The sequence below is a fragment of the Streptomyces sp. NPDC020747 genome, from assembly GCF_044334695.1.
Lineage (GTDB): Bacteria > Actinomycetota > Actinomycetes > Streptomycetales > Streptomycetaceae > Streptomyces.
Genome location: NZ_JBIRTJ010000022.1, coordinates 28849 through 43899, shown reverse-complemented (window position 1 = coordinate 43899; position 15051 = coordinate 28849). Strand labels below are relative to the sequence as shown.

Below are 15051 nucleotides of genomic sequence, written 5' to 3'. Positions count from 1 at the left end.
CGCCACCGTGCCGGTCCGCCGGTCTGCGGTCTGCGCGGGCCCCGACGGGGAGCGTTCTGGGCGCCGGGCCGACTCGCGCGCTCCCTGTGCTTCTGCTCACACCGCCATCGCCTCCTGTAATTTACTAGGACGTCCTACTATTTACATCAGTCAGCGTTCCCCTGACCTGTCTGGGAAGGCCCCCATGAGCGACCTGCACCGCCCCGTGCACCCCATCCGTCTGGTCACCGCTTCGGCGCTGTTCGACGGGCATGACGCCTCGATCAACATCATGCGGCGGATCTTCCAGTCCCAAGGGGCCGAGGTGATCCATCTCGGACACAACCGGTCGGTGCAGGAGGTCGTGGACGCGGCTCTCGAGGAGGACGCGCACGGCGTGGCGGTCTCGTCCTACCAGGGCGGGCACGTGGAGTACTTCGAGTACCTGGTCGACTCGCTGCGCCGGCAGGGAGCCGAGCACGTGCGCGTGGTGGGCGGCGGGGGCGGTGTCATCGTGCCCGAGGAGATCACCCGGCTGCGCAACAGCGGGGTGACCATCTTCTCCCCGGAGGACGGCCAGCGCATGGGCCTCGCCGGGATGGTCAACACGGTGGTGAAGGACTGCGACTTCGACCTCTGGGACGGCAAGCCGGCCGACGCGGCCGCCGTACTCGCGGGCGACCGGTTCGCGATCGCCCGCGCGATCACCGGTGCGGAGCTCGGCAAGCTGCCCCCGGAGTTCCTGGAGCAGCTGCACACCGCCGGGGCCGTACGCAGCACGCCGGTGGTCGGCATCACCGGCACCGGCGGCTCGGGCAAGTCGTCGCTGACCGACGAGCTGGTGCGCCGGTTCCGTCTCGACCAGCAGGACAAGCTGCGGATCGCGGTGATCGCGGTCGACCCGACGCGGCGCCGTGGCGGAGGCGCGCTGCTCGGTGACCGGATCCGGATGAACTCCCTCGACGGGAACCGGATCTTCTTCCGGAGCCTTGCCACCCGCGGCAGCCATGAGCTGCCCGAGCACCTGACCGAGGTGATCGACGTGGTCAAGGCCGCCGGTTTCGACCTGGTGATCGTGGAGACACCGGGTATCGGGCAGGGCGACGCGGCGATCGTGCCGTTCGTGGACACCTCGATGTACGTGATGACGCCGGAGTTCGGCGCCGCCTCGCAGTTGGAGAAGATCGACATGCTCGACTTCGCTGACGTCGTGGCGATCAACAAGTTCGAGCGGCGCGGCGCCAAGGACGCGCTGCGCGACGTGGGCCGCCAACTGGTCCGTAACCGTGAGGCGTTCGGCAAGCGGCCCGAGGACATGCCGGTCATCGGTACCTCGGCGGCCACGTTCAACGACGACGGTGTCACCGCGCTCTACCAGTACGTGAAGACGGCGCTGGCCGAGCACGGACTGCCGTTGTCCGACGGCACCTTGGCGCCGGTCGACGTGCGCCACTCCTCCGGCATCCGGCAGGTGGTTCCCGCGGACCGGGTGCGCTACCTCGCCGAGATCACCGACTCGGTCCGCGGGTACCACGCCGCCACCGAGCTGCTGGCAGAGGCCGCCCGGCGGGTGCAGCGCCTGGAGGCCGTGGAGGGCGAGCTGCTCGCGGCCGGCTCCGAGGCCGGGAACGTCCAGTCGCTGCTCGACGGCGCCCGCAAGCAGCTTCCGCAGGGCGTCGGGGAGCAGATCGCGAACTGGCCTGCCGTCGTGGCCTCGTACTCCGGCAACGAGCTGGTCGTGAAGGCGCGGGACAAGGAGATCCGCACCCAGCTGACGCGCGAGTCGCTCTCGGGCAACAAGATCCCGCGCGTGTCACTGCCCCGGTTCGGCGACCACGGGGAGCTGGTGCGGTTCTGGCGCCGGGAGAACCTGCCCGGTCACTTCCCGTTCGCCGCAGGGGTGTTCCCCTTCAAGCGCGACGGCGAGGACCCTGCGCGGATGTTCGCCGGCGAGGGAGACCCGTTCCGCACCAACCGACGCTTCAAGCTGCTGTCCGAGGGCCAGTCGGCCACCCGGCTGTCCACCGCCTTCGACTCGGTCACTCTCTACGGCCGCGACCCGGACGAGCGTCCCGACATCTACGGCAAGGTCGGCACCTCCGGCGTGTCGGTCGCGACCCTGGACGACATGAAGACGCTCTACGGCGGCTTCGACCTGATCGCGCCGACGACCTCGGTGTCGATGACGATCAACGGCCCGGCGCCCACCGTGCTCGCGTTCTTCCTCAACACCGCCATCGACCAGCAGGTCGAGAGGTTCCGTACCGCCGAGGGCCGTGACCCCTCCCCCGAGGAGACGGCTGAACTGAGTGCGCACGCACTGGCGAACGTGCGCGGCACGGTGCAGGCCGACATCCTCAAGGAGGACCAGGGGCAGAACACCTGTCTGTTCTCCACCGAGTTCAGCCTGCGGATGATGGCCGACATCCAGGAGTGGTTCATCGCCAACAAGGTCCGCAACTTCTACTCGGTGTCCATCTCCGGCTACCACATCGCCGAGGCCGGGGCGAACCCCATCAGCCAGCTCGCCTTCACCCTCGCCAACGGCTTCACCTATGTGGAGGCCTACCTCGCGCGGGGCATGCACATCGACGACTTCGCCCCCAACCTGTCGTTCTTCTTCTCTAACGGCATGGATCCGGAGTACTCGGTCCTGGGCCGGGTCGCCCGCCGGATCTGGGCCGTCGCGATGAAGGAGAAGTACGGGGCCAACGAGCGCAGCCAGAAGCTGAAGTACCACGTGCAGACCTCGGGACGCTCCCTGCACGCCCAGGAGATGGACTTCAACGACATCCGCACCACCCTGCAGGCGCTCATCGCCATCTACGACAACTGCAACAGCCTGCACACCAACGCCTACGACGAGGCCGTGACCACCCCCACCGAGGACTCCGTCCGCAGGGCCCTGGCCATCCAGTTGATCATCAACAGGGAATGGGGCCTGGCGATGAACGAGAACCCCCTCCAGGGCTCGTTCATCATCGACGAACTCACCGATCTGGTCGAAGAGTCCGTCCTCCAGGAGTTCGAGCGGATCAGCGAGCGGGGCGGCGTGCTCGGCGCCATGGAGACCGGCTACCAGCGCGGCCGCATCCAGGACGAGTCGATGCTGTACGAGCAGCGCAAGCACGACGGCACCCTGCCCCTCATCGGCGTCAACACCTTCCGCAAGCCGCACGCGGACAGCGCCGAACCCGTCGTCATCGAGCTTGCCCGCGCCACGGAGGACGAGAAGCAGTCCCAGCTGGAGCGGGTACGCGACTACCAGTCCCGCCACCGCGACCCTGCCCACGCAGCCCTGTCCGCCCTCAAGGACGCGGCTGTGAACGGCGACAACGTCTTCGCCGTCCTCATGGAGACGGCCCGCGTCTGCTCGCTCCAGCAGATCACCGACGCCTTCTTCGAAGTCGGGGGCCAGTACCGCCGCAACGTGTGATCCGGCCGGCTCGCGGCAGCCGACTTGATCGAGGCAGGGGCCGGTGGCGGGGAGGTGGCCCGACGGTTCAGGGTGACGCGGATGTCGGCGAACCGCCGACGTCGGGCGGTGGCCTCGGGCGGCCGGTAGGCCCTGGCCTCCAAGGGGCCCGGTGGCGCCCGCTGCAAACTCAGCGCCAGTCAGCTGCGGGCTCTGGAGGTGGTGCTGGAAGTCGGTCCGACCGCGTACGGCGGAGTGACCAGTGCGGGACGCCGGCGAGGATCGCCGAGATCGTACGCAGCCGGTTCGGCGCCGAGTACACCCTGGCCGGGCTCGACCTGCTGCCGCACCGGATCGGATCGGCTGGAACGTGCAGATCCCGACCCGCAAAGCCACCGAGCGGAACGAATCGAAGATCGCCGCGTGGACGGACGAGCAGCGGCCCGTCATAAAAAGAGGGCGCCGGACCTGGGGGCCCGGCTCTGCTTCGAGGACGAGGCAGGCCAGTGCCTGAGGCCGCCCAAGGGCCGAACCTGGGGCCGACGCGGCCACACCCCCAGCGTGCGGGTCACCGTGCAGGGCACCAAACGCGTCTCGATGGCCGCGCTGATCTGCACCAAGACCGGCCGCAGGCAACGGCTGGTCTACTGCATCCACCTCGACCGCGGCCCCGCCAAGGGCCGGCGCAAGGGCTTCACCGAGACCGACTACGCCCGTCTGCTGGATGCCGCCCACCAGCAACTCGGCGGACCCGTCGTCCCGGTCTGGGACAACTGTGAGACTCATGACGGCCGCAGCGTCCACCAGCCGCGGCTGCGGCCCCGCTCGGAGGCGGAGATCGCATTCGTGGGCATCGGTCCCGGAGCGGGCCGCCGGCTCAAGGCAGCCAGGCCCGCCGGCGCGGTCCGTATCCGCGCCAAGATGGCCCGCGCGGTCGAGCCGGCCACCGTCCTGGGCAACGACCGGGTCGACCAGGCCCTCGGTCTGGCGGCCACGGCCGGGCGCTTCGCCGACGACGACCTGCTCTCGATCCTGGGACACATCGCGGACAGCAAGCCCGTCGGCGAGGTCGTCCGCGCGGACGAGGCCCGCCCCGTCCAGAACGGAACCGTCGGCTGGCAGGTACTCGGTCAACCGCCGCACGTTCCCAGGGAGTTGACGGCCGGCTGACCCCGGTCAGTCCCCGACGAACCACAGATACCGGTGCACTTTCTGCTGGACGGCCTGGCACAACTCGCGGGCCTGCCCGACCCAGTCACCGCCGCAGACGGACGGGAGCCGGTCGAGTTCCGCCAGCAGCAGCGGCACCTGCCGGTGGTTGAAGACCGCGTCGCCATACGGGTCCAGGGCCCAGAGCATCGGAAACTCCGCCGGGTCCAGATCCGCGAATGCAGCCGTCGCCGCCTACGAACGCCGGTCCATCGCTGTGACCAGCAACATTCACCCTTCAGACTTCGACACGATCATGCCGAAGACTCTCGCGGGCGCGAGCACCAACCGCCTCATGCACCACGCCCGCCTCGTCACGCCGAGCAGTTCCGGACCCGTCCCACGGTCGAAGCCCGGGTCGACTCCGGGTACCAGGGGCTGGCCAAGGGGTTCCCCGACCAGGTCGGCGCACCGCCGAAGAAACCAGCGGACGAGGTGTGCGACGGCGACAACTACGCCTGGCAGGATGCCAGGCGCCGCCAGCCCTCGGCCCGGATCTGCGTCGAGCACACCAACGCCGAGCTCCGCCCGTGGGCACCCCTGCGCAGGTTCACCGGACCGCGCGACACCTGCGCCGAGACCCACCTCGCGATCGCCGGTCTCGTCTCCGACCGAGCCGCCCAGCGGGCAACCCTCCGACAGACCAGCACCGAGCTCGTCCTCGTCAGCGACACCGCCTGCTGATCACCCACCAGCCGAACCTCCAGGCCGGCACGCCCGAATCTCGGTTTACCCCGAGGTCGTCAGTCGCTGAATGCCTCGACGAGGCAACGCTGCTCAAGCTCCGTCAGGTTGGGCACCTTGACCTCTCCGGCTGGAAAGCTGTAGCCCTCGCCGTCGGCCATCGGCTCCACCTTCACGCCCGCCTTGTGCAGACAGGCGATCTGGGCCCGGAAGTCGTCCATGTAGTGCGGGTTCTTCGCACGGTCCAGCTCGGGCGGACCAACGGGCTGCTTGCCGATGCACGCTTTGGCGGCTGCGGGATATGCGCGGTGGGAATTGTCGGGGACCTTCTTGCCGTCCTTGACGATGTCTTGCATCGGTACCCCGTGCTCATGAATGCAGGACGCCCAGACGTTGAACAAACGGTCCTCCTCCTCTTGGCTTGTATCCAGGCGCAGTTGAGGGCGTCCGGCCTCGGAGGCCTTGGACTCCTTCCCTTGCGCCTTGTCGGACGAAGCGGTGCCGGTACCCGTCTCGGTGACGGATGCCACCCCCGTGTCGGAGTCGGCGTCCCCGCCGCACGCGGTGAGGGTGGCGAGCGAGAGGACCGCCGTGGCCGATACGAGGAGGGCCGGCACCCGCCGAAGCCGGAGCCGAGGCCGGCCGTCGGGCTGGAAGCGGTGATGCTGGTTCATGTCTCCTGCTTTCTCTGCGAAGGCGAAGGCGAAGGCTGGGGGTGGAGTGAGCCGGGGACCCTGTGGTGCGGGCTTCATGACGAGGCAAGTGCCTCGGTCGGGGACATGCGTGCGGCGCGCAGGGACGGGTACAGTCCGGCGATCGCTCCCACCAGGACGGTTCCGGCGGCGCCGCCGGCCACCGCGGCCAGGGGGATGACCGGCGGCCAGCCCTGGTAGGCGGTGTAGGCGAGGGTGGCCAGGACGCCGAGTACGGTGCCGGCCAGGCCGCCGAGGGTGGACAGGGCGACGGATTCGGTGAGGAACTGCAGCCGGATGTGGCCGCGAGTGGCACCGAGGGCACGGCGCAGTCCGATCTCACGTCGTCGTTCGAGCACCGAGACGACCATGGTGTTGGCCACTCCGACTCCGCCGACCACCAAAGCCACCCCTGCCAGTCCGAGGAAGAGGGCCGAGAAGGTGGTCTGGGTGTCGCGTTTCGCGGCGAGGGCGTCCGACGGGTGGCTGACCCTGATCACGCCCGGCAGGCCGGGGTTGATCGTGTCGGCAAGGACGTCCCGTACCGCTTCGATCCGGGGCTCCTCGGCCTTCACGTAGATGAGTGTGGGGCGGCCGTCGAAGTCCAGCTCCGTGCGGGCGGGTTGCCAGGGGACGAGGACGGAACGGTCGATGTCAGGGGAGAGCGGGGTCTGCTCCAGGACGCCGACGACGGTGAACCACCGGTGGTTGATGTAGATCTGTGGGGCGGGTCCACCAGGCGAGACACTTGGCAGGCCGAGCCGCGAGGCCGCCACCGAGCCGAGTACCGCGGTGGGGTACTTGTCGGACGTCCGGTCGAGGAAGTGCCCCGACTGCACGCGCGCGTTGATCAGGGGCAGCAGGTTGTTCTTGGCCGCCAGGACGGTCAGGCCCGCGTAGGTGGCCGGGTCCACCTTGTCCGAGCGGTTGACCACGGCATGGGTGTTGGCCACCGCGCTGACCCCGGTGACGGGGCCGATGCGAGCGACCATTCCCACCGACTCCTCGGACAGGAGCACCGGCGGTTTCAGGTCGGGCTGGGCCTGTGCGGTGAGCATGTTGGTGCCGAGCGCCGACAGCCGTTCCAGCAGCGCCTTCTGGCTCGACGCGGGGATGGCGGTCACGACGATCATCGTCGCGATGCCCAGCGAGATGCCGAGGGCGGACAGGGCTGCCCGTACCTTGCGGGTACGGATGCCGAGCATCCCCAGCGCGAGGACGTCGCGAGGAGGCAGGCGGACCGGTCTGATCCGCCGGGCCGCGCGACGACCCGGTCGCATGGAGGCGGTAGCGAACCCGGCCGCGGATGACGCAGGGGCGGCAGGGGTGACAGGGGTGGCAGGCGATTCAGGGGCGGTTGGGACATGGGGGCTCACGACTGGGCGTCCAGGGGTAGGAGTTGCGTGTCGTCAGGTCCAGGGCCCGTGCCGATGAGGCCGGGGCCCATGTCAGCGGATCCCGGTCCAGGCCCTGGTCCGGAGCTGGTGTCGTCGCCAGGTCCGGGGCCGGTGTCGGCCACGAGGCGGCCGTCCAGGATCTCCAGCCGTCGGGGCAGCTGGCCGGCGATGGTCCGGTCGTGGGTGATCACCGCGATGGTCGTGCCCTGGTTGTTGAGGTCCGACAGCAGCTTCAGCACCGCCTGTCCGTTGGCGGTGTCGAGGGCACCGGTCGGCTCGTCGGCCAGTACGAGCGAGGGCCGGTTGACCAACGCACGGGCGACGGCGACCCGTTGCCGTTCGCCGCCCGACAACTGGTGCGACAGGTGGTGTTCGCGGTGGGCCAGTCCGACCTGGGCCAGCGCCTCACGAGCCATCGGCCGCCGACGCCGACGCGGCACCCCGCAGTAGAGCAGGCCCGTGGCGACGTTCTCGGTCGCGCTCAATCCGTCAGTGAGGTGGAAGTGCTGGAAGACAAAGCCGAGATGGTGGCTGCGGAGGGTGGAGATCTGACGGTCGGTCAGGGTCGCCACGTCCTGGCCGGCCAGTTCGACGGTGCCGCTGGTGGCACGGTCGAGGGTACCCATGATGTTCAGCAGCGTGGACTTTCCCGATCCCGACGGGCCGAGTACGGCCACGAACTCGCCTTCACGGATGGTCAGTGACACGTCGTCGAGCGCTGTCACGCCGCCATAGGCACGGCTGACGCCGCGTACCGCCAGAACCGAAGGCGATGGCAGAGGCGAGGACGGGGACAGGGATGGGGATGGGGGAGTCATGGCGTGGTCGTCAACCGGGTACGGGGGTCTCATGACGTGGTCACGACCTTCGTTCCGGCCTTGACCGATCCGCTGATCTCGACCAGGCCCTTGGCGAACAGTCCAGTGGTGACCTTGATCAGCTTCCCGTCGCGGAGCTGTACCCCGTAACCGCCCTCGCTCAGTGCGAGCAACGCACCGACCGGCACGACCAGGACGTCCTTGGCGGTCCGGCCGGTGAACCGCACCTGTACGGGTGCCGAGTCGACACCGCGGACGGCCGCGCTCTGCTTGCCTTCGTCGAGGACGACGGTGATGGTGCGAGTGGGGTCCGAGCCCGCGTCCCCGCCCTCCTCGGAGCCGGGCCTGATCACGGTGCCGACAGCGCTGATCCTGCCGGGCACGGTCGTACCGTCGGGCAGGGTGACTTCGACGGTGTTGCCCTTCCTCACGGCCGAGGAGTCATCTTCGGAGGCCTGTACAGTGACGCGCTTGCCGGTGCCGGTGACGGACAGCAGTTCACCCGAAGCGGCGTCGCCGCTCTTCACTTTGAGCTGGTCGACCCGGACCGCGCCCGTGGTCACGATCGCATCGCCCGGTTCCAGCACCGAGGTCTCCGGCACTCGCGCGGCCCGTTGCCATCGCCCGATCGCCGCTTTCAGCCCCTGGGTCAGCACCGAGTCACCCGGCTGAACCCGCTGGGGCACGGACGACTCGGTCGCTGTCGGCGCAGTCGGCGAAGGGCTGCCGGAGGACGCCTTGGATCCCTCGGACTCCTGAGGGACGTCCGGGGTGGTGTCGGCAGCGGCCTCGTCGGAGGCGTCGGCCTGCGACAGGGTGACAAGGGTGCCCACCGGCGGCTGGGCGCCGATGTCGTACCCCAGTGCCCTGAGATTGTCCGCCACCACCCGCACGTCCGGGCCGACCATGCCCACCGTGTCCAGGCGCCGGTACAGCGGGGTGGATCCGTAGAAGACCACGGCCGGCCGGTTGTCGACCCGGTAGAGCTGGTGGCCGCGGGAGACGGTCGCTCCGACCGCGGGCAGCCAGGTCACCGTTCCGTCCGAGGTGCTGCTGATGTTACGAGGGCTGCCGTGGCCGAGCGTCCCGTCCATGGACACCGAGTCCGACAGGTCGGTGCGCTGTACCGCCACCGAACTCACCGACGGGGCCGCGGCCTTCGAGGGTGACTTCGCGGCCTGGGTCCAGTGCGGGACGAGGACGACACCGCCCGCGGCCACCGCGATGACAACACCCCCCGCGATGAACGCGGTCAGGCGGGCCGAGCGCTGCCGAGGGGTGTCAGGGTTCCCGGAGCCGAGATCCTGGCCGGGGTCGCCCGACGGGGGCGAGTCCGGTGGGGACGAGCCGCGTGGGGACGACCTGACTTTCGAGTTGTGGCGGTACATGGCTGACAGCCTGTCGACCGGATATGAAGATGTGGTCAGTACCGTATGAGCGTCCTGTCCGCAGCGCTTACAGTCCCGGCTATGGGTGCGAACGTCCTTGTCGCGGAAGACGATGTCAAGCAGGCCGAGATCATCGGCCACTACCTCGTACGGGAGGGGCATGTGGCCCGGATCGTCCACGACGGGCGCACCGCCCTGGAGGAGATCCGCCGCCGGCCCCCCGATCTGCTGGTGCTGGACGTCATGATGCCCGGCGTCGACGGCCTGGACATCTGCCGTGTGCTGCGCGCCGAACCCGCCCACGCGAGCCTTCCGGTGCTCATGCTCACCGCGCGCACCACAGAAGAGGACCTCCTGCTCGCCTTCGACCTGGGCGCGGACGAATACGTCACCAAGCCTTACAGCCCACGCGAGTTGATGGCCCGCATCCGCAACCTCCTCAGACGGGTGGAACGGCTGGCCGAGGCCGAGGCGGAACAGTCGTCCCGGTCACCGGCGGGCACGGCCGGCGAGGCCTACGGAGTCCTCACCGCGGGCGCGATCGAGGTGAACCGCAGGCGTCACACGGTCACCGTCGACGGCCGGCCGGTGGTGTGCACTGCCGGTGAGTTCGACCTGCTCGCCGCCATGGCCGCCGAGCCCGGCCAGGTCTTCACCCGGCGTCAACTGCTCGCCGTCAGCCGGGGAACCAACGCCTACATCACCGAGCGGACCGTCGACGTACACGTCCTGAACCTGCGCAAGAAGATCGAGGCCGACCCGAGTTCCCCGGTCCACCTGCAGACGGTCTACAAGGTGGGCTACAAGCTCAACGACCGCACCCCGTCGGACACATCCCTGCCCGCGGACCTGCCCTCGGAGAGCCGGTGAACACAGTCGGCGCGCCCGGGAAGAGGCTGCCGGTGCACCAGGGTCTGCTGTTCAGGATGCTGGCCTCCTCCCTACTCATCGTGGTCTGCGCGGTCGCGGCCACCGCCTGGCTGGCGGTGCGGACCACCACCGACGCCGTACGGGACCAGCAGGGTCAGGTGCTCACCGACGACACCATGATCTACCGCAGCCTCATGTCGTACGCCGTGTCCCATCCCGACTGGCGCGAGGCCGCCCCTGTGGTGCGCGACCTCGCCCGCCGGACCGGCCGGCACATCACCGTGACTCCGCAGGACACCCGGCGACCGGTGGTGAGCGGGCGGGTCCGCCCCTCCGGTACGCCTGCCAAGGCGTTCGCCGCCATCGACCCGCTGTCCACCGACCCGCTCCTGTCACCGCGGGCGGGCGGCAGCGGCATCGACCCCGCCGCACTGGGCCCGTACGCCCTGCGGCCGGCCGACCGGCAGCGTCTCGACCGCGCGGCCAACGCCGTCGCGAAGTGCCTCACGGACGCGAACGTGCCCTTCGAGCGATCGGCGTCCACCTCGGGCCGTCCGGTCATCGCGCTGCTCCACGACGTCTCGCTCCAGGAGCAGATGCAGGGTACCGAGCAGCAGCAGCAGCGTGCCAAGAGCGCCGGCGACTGCGGGCTGCTCGAACTGGACGCCCCGACCGTCGGCGAGGGGCGCGCGCTCACCGCCCTCAACAATTCTGTCAACGCGTGCCTGCGCCGCCAGAAGCTGCCCACGGTGCGACTCGGGCTGGACTTCGTGTCCGCCGCCATGATGTCCGGCACCACCACATCCGGTACCACCATGTCCGGCACCACGGCGCAGGGCACTGCCCCACGCTCCGCGCAGAACTGCGTCGACACCGGCCGCCGCGAACAACTCGCGCCCTACGTCGCTCCCTCGGCGCTGCTGTACGTCAGCGACGCCTCCGGCTCGACGGCCACGCCCTTCGACCTCTCCCCCGCCAACGCCCCGCGGACGCTCGTCGTCACCGCGGTGGTCCTGCTGCTCGCCGCGCTCGTCACCGTCTTGACCGGCGTCCACCTGGTCCGTCCGCTGCGAGCCCTGACCAGGGCCGCCCAGTACCGCGACGACCGGCTGCCCCCGGTGCCGGTGCCGGTGGCCCGGCACGACGAGATCGGCCGGCTCACGGCGGCGTTCAACGAACTCTCCGCGCACCGGGCGCGCACCGAACTCCAGCGCAAGGTCATGGTCAGCGACATCGCCCACGAGTTGCGTACCCCGCTGAGCACCATCCGCAGTGCCCTGGAAGCGACCCAGGACGGTGTCATCGAGGCGGACGAGCACCTGACGGAGTCCCTCCTGGAAGAGGTACTACTGCTTCAGCACGTCATCGACGACCTGCAGGACCTCGTCGCCGCCGACGCGGGCACCCTGCGGTTGTACGCGGAACCGGTCTGGGCCGAAGCCGTTCTGCGGCACGTGGTGGCCGCCCACGGGGTCGCGGCGGAGAAGGCGGGGGTCACGCTGCTGGTGCGCTGCGAGGGGCAGTTGGACCTGTGGGCCGATCCGCTGAGGCTGCGTCAGATCGTCGGCAACCTCGTCTCCAACGCCGTCCGCCACACCCCGCCCGGCGGCCGGGTCACCCTCCACGCGCGCCGGGAGGAGGCCACGGTCGTCATCGAGGTGACCGACACCGGCGCCGGTATCGCGGAAGAAGACCTGCCCTTCGTGTTCGACCGCTTCTGGCGGGCGGAGAAGTCCCGCAACCGAAAGACCGGCGGCAGCGGTCTGGGCTTGTCCATCGCCCGGAAACTCACCGAAGCGCACGACGGCGCCCTGTCCGCCGCCGGTGCGCCCGACCGCGGCGCCACCTTCACCATCAGACTCCCGGATCGATCCCCGTAGAACCAACCCCCGGGAAGGCTGAGGAGCAGCAATCCTCGTACTACTCCCGCTACCCGCCCGAAGTCATCACAAGGGCGAGTCGAACGGCACCTCCTCGCAGGGCTTTACCTTCCCCATGCTCAGGCCGGACGTGACTGCCTCAGGCACCGGCTCACGTCCCGATGCCGCCGCCTCGGCGTGCAGCCTTCTGGCGTCGATCGGAATCGGCCTGCCGTCCGCACCCGCGATCGGTGACAATGAGTCGGTGATCAGCCGCGATGAGATCGACGACATGGCAGCCACGCTTGGTATGCACGTCTCTTGCGGTAGAACTCTGGCGCGTAGTGCTCGGGTTTGCCCCGCTCCGACAGCGGTGGGACCATGATCGGCCGACATGGCACTTGGCGACATCGACGCGGCGGCAGGCATCGGGCCAAGGCCGTGCATGCCGAGGAGTCCCATGAACAGCCCGAAGGCAAGCAGGGCGCACAGCCGCAGCATGAGCTGCGATCGCAGAACCTGTTCGATTCCGGCCATGTCCTCATCGTATGCACGGATCCGAACGCTCGTTGCGTTCCGCGTCTCGGGAGGTGATGACATGCGCGACCGGGATCGATTCGAGGGTCCGGCCGCTGCTTCTGTCTCTTCTGCTCAGGTAGTGAGTGCTCTGCCGTCTACTATGGATCTGCGTACAACAACGGTGGAGAGGAATGGTCATGCGGCGGCTGGGAGATCTCGAGGCGGAGATCATGGACCGCCTGTGGAAGTGGAACCGTCCCGCCACGGTGCGTGAAGTCGTGAACGACATCAACAAGCGGCGGGAAGTTGCGTACACCACGGTCATGACGGTGGCCAACATCCTCTACAACAAGGGCTGGCTGCTGCGCACCAAGCAAGGCCGCGCCTGGCTGTACGCGCCGGTCCGCAGCCGCGAGGCCTACTCTGCGGCGCTCATGGAAGACGCGCTGGGTGCCAGCGAGGACCGCTCGGTGGCTCTGTCCCACTTCGTGGAGAACATGTCCGAGGACGAGATGGCCGCCCTGCGTAAGGCCCTGCGGAACGCAGGGCGTCGGGCCAAGGGCTGAGCACGTCCTTCATCGGTTAGGACCTGTCCGGGCGATCTCGCAGCTGGGCCTTGACCTCAAGTTGACTTGAGGTCTCAGAGTGATCTGCATGGATACCGAAACCGCAGATATCAAAGCCATCGAACAGGTCGTCACCACTGTCGAGCGCGCTCAGCGCGCCAAAGACGTCGAGGGGTTCCTCGCACTCTTCCACCCCAACGCCCTCTGGACGACCGGCCACGGCAAGGTCCTCATCGGCTTCGACGCGATCGCCGAGTTCACCCGCGCCGTGCTGCCCGCAGCCAGCTGGGACGGTGAGATCACCTACGAGGCAGTGCACACGCAATTCCTGCGGCCAGACGTGGCGGCCGTCAAGGTTCGGCAGGTCTACCACTCGCCAGAGGGCGACACGGAAGGCGCTCCGCTCTACGTCATGACCAAGCAGGATGACGGGAGGTGGCTGCTGCACGCATGCCAGAACACCGAAGTCCGGGTCGAATAGAACCCGAACGACCACGTGACTGGTCCATGTTCGGATCGTTGTCCTGAGCATGACGCGTGGTGATCTGACAGATGCGGAATGGGAGCGGCTGCGGCCGTTTCTGCCAGTGGGTAACGGGCGCTGTGGCCGCTGGCGGGATCACCGGCAGGTGATCGACGGGATTCTCCACCGCGTGCGGACCGGCGTGCAGTGGCGGGACCTGCCCGAGCGATTCGGCCCGTGGACGACGGCCTATGAGCGCCATCGGGTGTGGTCGGCCGACGGCACGTGGGAACGCTTGCTGCAGCAGGTCCAGGCCGCGGCCGACGCTGCTGGTGAGATCGACCGGGACATCGCGGTGGACTCCACCATCGTGCGGGCTCATCAGCATGCGGCCGGCGCTCGCCCCGATCCACCGCCGGCCCTTGCGTCAAAGGGGGCAGCAGAAGGCGAACACCAGGCCGATCCCCCACGGCAGAGCCTGCTCGTCCGCCTGGTGGCGGTGGTGCTGGAGGTGAGGGCCTGGGCCGCTCGCGCGGCGGGTTCACCAGCAAGCTGCACCTGAGCGCGGACGGCCGCTGCCGCCCGCTGTCCCTGGTTGTCACGCCGGGGCAGCGGGCGGACTGCACCCAGTTCGAGCCGGTGCTGGAGGAAATCCGCGTCCCTCGCATCGGGCCGGGCAGACCGCGCACAAAGCCCGACAGCCTCGCCGCGGACAAGGCCTACAGCAACGGCCCCTGCCGCCAGTACCTGCGCCGCCGGGGCATCCGGCACACCATCCCGGAGAAGGCCGACAGCCAGGCTGCCCGCCTGCGCAAAGGATCACACGGCGGACGGCCACCCGGCTTCGACGAGGAGCGGTACAAGAAACGCAACACCGCCGAACGGGCGATCAACAAGCTCAAGCAGTCCCGGGCCGTCGCCACTCGTTATGACAAGCGCGGCTACGTCTTCCTCGGCACCGCAACCACAGCGGCCCTGGCCATCTGGCTCCGCACTTGATCGCCCGGACAGGTCCTACGCGACGACGATCGACGGGGCTGCGCCAAATATGATGGCGCACAGCACCTGAACCGCTTTGCCCACCTGTACTCGCCTGGTGCACGTGGGCACACGTTCGACGCACCTGCTGGTCACCAATCCCTCCTGAACCGTAGCGAACGCGGGTGAACACCCCCGTTTCGGATGCTGCTTG

13 protein-coding genes and 1 pseudogene are annotated in these 15051 nt (G+C 69.0%); 8 read left to right on the top strand and 6 right to left on the bottom strand.

Features of this window, described 5'->3' with window-relative positions; translation table 11 throughout:
* Positions 1–184 precede the first annotated feature (184 nt).
* The gene (icmF, locus tag ACH4YP_RS42240; protein WP_398496483.1) at positions 185–3415 is read left to right on the top strand and encodes a fused isobutyryl-CoA mutase/GTPase IcmF; all 3231 of its coding nucleotides are present in this window, start codon (positions 185–187) and stop codon (positions 3413–3415) included.
* 402 nt (positions 3416–3817) lie between these two features.
* The gene (locus ACH4YP_RS42235) at positions 3818–4564 is read left to right on the top strand and encodes a hypothetical protein (RefSeq protein WP_361070170.1); all 747 of its coding nucleotides are present in this window, start codon (positions 3818–3820) and stop codon (positions 4562–4564) included.
* 6 nt (positions 4565–4570) lie between these two features.
* On the opposite strand, the gene ACH4YP_RS42230 is transcribed toward ACH4YP_RS42235, so the two are convergent.
* The gene (locus tag ACH4YP_RS42230; protein WP_361070167.1) at positions 4571–4753 is read right to left on the bottom strand and encodes a hypothetical protein; all 183 of its coding nucleotides are present in this window, start codon (positions 4751–4753) and stop codon (positions 4571–4573) included.
* 285 nt (positions 4754–5038) lie between these two features.
* On the opposite strand from ACH4YP_RS42230, the gene ACH4YP_RS42225 reads away from it, so the two are divergent.
* Positions 5039–5287 carry a hypothetical protein gene (locus ACH4YP_RS42225; RefSeq protein ID WP_361070175.1) on the top strand — a complete coding sequence of 83 codons (249 nt, stop codon included), beginning with the start codon at positions 5039–5041 and terminating at the stop codon, positions 5285–5287.
* A gap of 59 nt (positions 5288–5346) precedes the next feature.
* On the opposite strand, the gene ACH4YP_RS42220 is transcribed toward ACH4YP_RS42225, so the two are convergent.
* The 4 genes from ACH4YP_RS42220 to ACH4YP_RS42205 all read right to left on the bottom strand — a co-directional run bounded on the left by ACH4YP_RS42220 (position 5347) and on the right by ACH4YP_RS42205 (position 9582).
* On the bottom strand, positions 5347–5961 hold the full coding sequence (locus ACH4YP_RS42220; protein WP_361070164.1) for a hypothetical protein: 615 nt from the start codon (positions 5959–5961) through the stop codon (positions 5347–5349).
* A 74-nt stretch (positions 5962–6035) separates the two neighbouring features.
* On the bottom strand, positions 6036–7259 hold the full coding sequence (locus ACH4YP_RS42215; protein ID WP_398496480.1) for an ABC transporter permease: 1224 nt from the start codon (positions 7257–7259) through the stop codon (positions 6036–6038).
* A gap of 92 nt (positions 7260–7351) precedes the next feature.
* Positions 7352–8194, bottom strand: coding sequence for an ABC transporter ATP-binding protein (locus ACH4YP_RS42210; RefSeq protein WP_361070159.1), 843 nt, complete (start codon positions 8192–8194; stop codon positions 7352–7354).
* Between the two features lie 29 nt (positions 8195–8223).
* Entirely contained in the window at positions 8224–9582 is a 1359-nt protein-coding gene (locus ACH4YP_RS42205; RefSeq protein WP_398496478.1) for a peptidoglycan-binding protein, read from the bottom strand.
* A gap of 81 nt (positions 9583–9663) precedes the next feature.
* Here ACH4YP_RS42205 and ACH4YP_RS42200 point away from each other — a divergent pair, with 81 nt between their 5' ends.
* Both ACH4YP_RS42200 and ACH4YP_RS42195 read left to right on the top strand, forming a co-directional pair.
* The gene (locus tag ACH4YP_RS42200) at positions 9664–10452 is read left to right on the top strand and encodes a response regulator transcription factor (RefSeq protein ID WP_398496477.1); all 789 of its coding nucleotides are present in this window, start codon (positions 9664–9666) and stop codon (positions 10450–10452) included.
* Entirely contained in the window at positions 10449–12332 is a 1884-nt protein-coding gene (locus ACH4YP_RS42195) for a HAMP domain-containing sensor histidine kinase (protein ID WP_361070150.1), read from the top strand. The genes ACH4YP_RS42200 and ACH4YP_RS42195 overlap by 4 nt, the downstream gene beginning before the upstream one ends.
* Before the next feature lie 66 nt (positions 12333–12398).
* Here ACH4YP_RS42195 and ACH4YP_RS42190 read toward each other — a convergent pair whose 3' ends face one another.
* Entirely contained in the window at positions 12399–12848 is a 450-nt protein-coding gene (locus ACH4YP_RS42190) for a hypothetical protein (protein WP_398496475.1), read from the bottom strand.
* A gap of 179 nt (positions 12849–13027) precedes the next feature.
* On the opposite strand from ACH4YP_RS42190, the gene ACH4YP_RS42185 reads away from it, so the two are divergent.
* From ACH4YP_RS42185 to ACH4YP_RS42175, 3 genes and pseudogenes are all read left to right on the top strand, one after another.
* Complete coding sequence (locus ACH4YP_RS42185) at positions 13028–13396, top strand: BlaI/MecI/CopY family transcriptional regulator (protein WP_398496473.1); 369 nt, start codon at positions 13028–13030, stop codon at positions 13394–13396.
* Between the two features lie 88 nt (positions 13397–13484).
* Positions 13485–13877, top strand: a complete 393-nt coding sequence (locus ACH4YP_RS42180; RefSeq protein WP_361070140.1) for an SgcJ/EcaC family oxidoreductase — start codon at positions 13485–13487, stop codon at positions 13875–13877.
* A 49-nt stretch (positions 13878–13926) separates the two neighbouring features.
* Positions 13927–14858, top strand: a pseudogene (locus ACH4YP_RS42175) (IS5 family transposase).
* Positions 14859–15051 lie beyond the last annotated feature (193 nt).